Genomic DNA, 263 nt, shown 5'->3' with positions numbered 1-263 from the left:
AAAGTCGACCTTCATTTTCTATATTTTTTGCCCTTACCGATAATGTATCAAGTCCTTTTATTTCTTTCTTATTTTCCAAGTTTGATTTTGTATCTATACTTAATATTCTTGATACTATATCTTCTTTTAAGTTTATTCCCTTTTCTCCTATCAGCTCAAGAGTATTGTTTCTGTTTATCTTTTCATTTACCGTTACCTTTTTCCCTTTTAATGTAGTTACATAATCTCCTTCTACAAGTCCTTCATATTCGTACTCATTAGGC

1 protein-coding gene is annotated in these 263 nt (G+C 29.7%); it reads right to left on the bottom strand.

Features of this window, described 5'->3' with window-relative positions; all coding sequences use genetic code 11:
- Positions 1-263 (bottom strand): hypothetical protein (locus tag EII29_RS12535; protein WP_158612580.1); only part of this gene is annotated, 263 nt, incomplete at both ends.

Source organism: Leptotrichia sp. OH3620_COT-345 (assembly GCF_003932895.1).
Taxonomy (GTDB): Bacteria; Fusobacteriota; Fusobacteriia; order Fusobacteriales; family Leptotrichiaceae; genus Pseudoleptotrichia.
The sequence above is the reverse complement of the archived record's forward strand: the minus strand, read 5'-3'. Positions and strand labels throughout refer to the sequence as shown.